Origin of the sequence: Bacillus sp. JJ1127 (assembly GCF_036965845.1) — a bacterium.
In the GTDB taxonomy this organism is placed as follows: domain Bacteria; phylum Bacillota; class Bacilli; order Bacillales; family Bacillaceae_G; genus Bacillus_A.
The window spans coordinates 1-2,430 of record NZ_JBALQK010000423.1; the positions used below are offsets into that span (position 1 = coordinate 1).

Annotated in this window: 3 protein-coding genes; all 3 read right to left on the reverse strand. The window is 34.2% G+C overall.

Annotated elements, in window-relative coordinates:
* On the reverse strand, positions 1–604 hold a 604-nt coding region (locus V7183_RS25450; RefSeq protein ID WP_335361274.1), incomplete at its 3' end, for an ABC transporter permease.
* Positions 597–1,520, reverse strand: a complete 924-nt coding sequence (locus V7183_RS25455; RefSeq protein ID WP_335361275.1) for an ABC transporter ATP-binding protein — start codon at positions 1,518–1,520, stop codon at positions 597–599. The genes V7183_RS25450 and V7183_RS25455, both read right to left, overlap by 8 nt.
* A 141-nt stretch (positions 1,521–1,661) precedes the next feature.
* Complete coding sequence (locus tag V7183_RS25460) at positions 1,662–2,351, reverse strand: response regulator transcription factor (protein ID WP_335361276.1); 690 nt, start codon at positions 2,349–2,351, stop codon at positions 1,662–1,664.
* Positions 2,352–2,430 lie beyond the last annotated feature (79 nt).

Below are 2,430 nucleotides of genomic sequence, written 5' to 3' on the forward strand. Positions count from 1 at the left end.
GTAATATAACCCCTATTGAAATGATAATAGCTTTACCACTTTCTTCTACTACAATTGCAACAAACAAGATAATGGAAGAGAATGCAATGAGTTGTAAAAGATATAAACAAACCGTTTTCATGATATAAATGAATATAGAATGGTCGGATACTTTCCCAAAACCAAATAGTATAGTAGAACCTACTGTAGCAATAGTTGGCCAAATGCAGCAAATAATAGTAATACCCACGGCATAGGAAATGGATTTTGCAATAAATATTTGCATCCTGTTATTTCCACTTAAAGCAGTGTTCTTCATTACTCCTGTTGCATAATCATTAGAGATGAAAAATCCAGCCAACGTACTCATAATTAGTGTTAGAGAGAACGGATTTTGAAACAGTGTTATCATTAATATTTCTGATCCAGAAGTTTTAAGTGCGGGACCCGCATCTGGTTCACCTATAAAGAGACCCTTACCAATGATAAGATAGATGATTCCTTTTGAGGCCAAATACAATAAGGCTGTATAGCCGATCCCCCCTATAGAGAGTAAAACAATGAGCGTCCAAAATACCTTATTTCTTCTTAGTTTAAACAACTCTGCTTTGATTAAATTATTCACGATCCTCACCACCAATTAACTTTGTAAAGTAATTTTCTAATGTGTCACCCATTAGAGCAAATTGTTCAATGGTAAGGCCGTTAATTGATAAAACTTTAGATACTTTTGCTGAAGCATCTATATGTTCATACAGCTTAATTGTACCCTCTGGCATGACTTCAAAATTTGTTGTTTCAAGCTCTGATTCAATGATTACGGCAGCTTGATGAGGGTTATCAACCTTAATATGAATGTATTTTCTACACTTGTCTTCCATTTCCTTGGATGATAGTTGTTCTAGCAATTCTCCTTTATGAATAATGCCATAATGAGTAGCCAATTGATGGAGCTCATTCAGAATGTGACTAGAAATTAAAATGGTTAGTCCTTTTTCTTTATTTAGTTTTTTTAGAAGTTCCCTAAGTTCAATAATACCAGTTGGATCTAATCCATTAGTTGGTTCATCTAAAATTAAAAACTCCGGTTCACCAAGTAAGGCTATAGCTAAACCTAGACGTTGTTTCATACCTAAGGAAAAGTTTTTAGTCTTTTTCTTTCCAGTATGTTGGAGGCCAACCAACTCCAGTGTTTTCTTTATACACTCTTTTCCAGGAATCCCCTTTTGCAAGCGATGTACCTCTAAATTTTGAAACGCAGTCATTTGTGAATAGAGGGCAGGAGATTCAATGATGGCTCCTACACGTTTTAGTGCTTTCGTCATTTCCTTCTGATCACTTACCCCAAATAATTCTACTGTTCCATTTGTGGGAAAGGAAAGCCCCGTTGCTACACGAAGGAATGTTGATTTACCGGCACCATTTTGTCCAATAAATCCATAAATTTCGCCTTTTCTAATGGTAAGATTGACATCTTTAAGGGCGAAATCACCTTGATATTTTTTAGAAAGATTACGAGTTTTTAAAACAAAGTTATTCATAACGTGATGTACCGCCTTTCTTATAGGATAATTCTAGTATAGGAAGGAACACATAAGAAATAATAAAGAAACCCCTTAAGAAAGACTTAAGTTTTTTATGACAAAGACAAATGTATTTTTGAGTTGAGTGAAAACCCAACTTTATTTCAATCGATATCCCATACCCCAAATCGTTTCAATGTAGTCTCCATCTGGATTAGCCTCCGTTAGTTTCTTTCTTAAATGACTTAAATGGACATTAATCGCATTGTCATCCCCTAAAAAATTCTCTCCCCATACATTTTCGAATAGGTTCATTTTTGTAAAGACCTTTTTAGGGTAGGACATGAGGAGTTCTAAAATGGCATATTCTTTAGCTGTTAAAGAGAGTAATGAATGATTAACATATACAGCCTTTGTATCCATGTCTAAATGAATATCTTTATATTGTAAACGATTCGTGAAAATAGGTTCTTTCAAACGATTGTATCTTCGTAAGTGTGATTCAATTCTTGCAGAAACTTCTTCAATATCAAAAGGCTTAGTGATAAAATCATCGGCTCCCCCTCGTAAAGCTGATATTTTTGTTTGTAGCTCTCCTTTAGCTGAAATAATAATCACAGGTGTTTGCTTTGTATCACTTATTTTTTCTAATATCCTTTCTCCATCCATGCCTGGAAGCATTAAATCCAAGAGTATTAATTGCCAATCTTGTTTTTCAATATAAATAACTGCTTCAGTTCCAGAGAAAGCAGGTTGAGGGGAATATCCGTTTTTCTTAATAATATTGCATAGTAATTGATTAATATCATTGTCGTCTTCAACTACTAAAATATGGGTTTTTTTGGTCATACCTTCACCCCTTTGGTTGGTGGAATATCTTTTTATCTGCCCTTACATGTATAAAGATGCTCTCTTTCGATCTTTATAA